Genomic DNA, 479 nt, shown 5'->3' on the forward strand with positions numbered 1-479 from the left:
GTTTAATTTATAGGCACACAGAAGAAAACTCGCTTTTTTTTACTAAAAAACTATTGACGCTTAGCGCCAGTATCAGCGTATCTCGCTTTCGCTAGCAGCCGCAATGCGGGAGATCTTCATCTTTATCTAATAGTCGATTAACAAATCACCAAACTGGCAAGCTAGCGTTTAATTTATAGGCACACAGAAGAAAACTCGCTTTTTTTTACTAAAAAACTATTGACGCTTAGCGCCAGTATCAGCATAATGCGCCCCGCAACGACGAACAGGGCTTCAAAACCTTGAACGGAAAAGCACGGCTACATAGCTCAGCTGGTTAGAGCACATCACTCATAATGATGGGGTCCCAAGTTCAAATCTCGGTGTAGCCACCATTTCTTTTTAGTTCAACTGAAAAGACAGATGCGGAAGTGGTGAAATTGGTAGACACGCTAGATTTAGGTTCTAGTGCCGCAAGGTGTGAGAGTTCAAGTCTCTCC

General features: G+C 42.8%; 1 tRNA gene. It reads left to right on the forward strand.

Annotated elements, in window-relative coordinates:
* Positions 1 to 297: 297 nt before the first annotated feature.
* Positions 298 to 374, forward strand: a tRNA-Met gene (locus Q4519_RS21715).
* The last annotated feature ends 105 nt before the right edge of the window (positions 375 to 479 follow it).

The sequence above is a fragment of the Motilimonas sp. 1_MG-2023 genome, assembly GCF_030547455.1.
Taxonomy (GTDB): Bacteria; Pseudomonadota; Gammaproteobacteria; order Enterobacterales; family CBDFNC01; genus Motilimonas.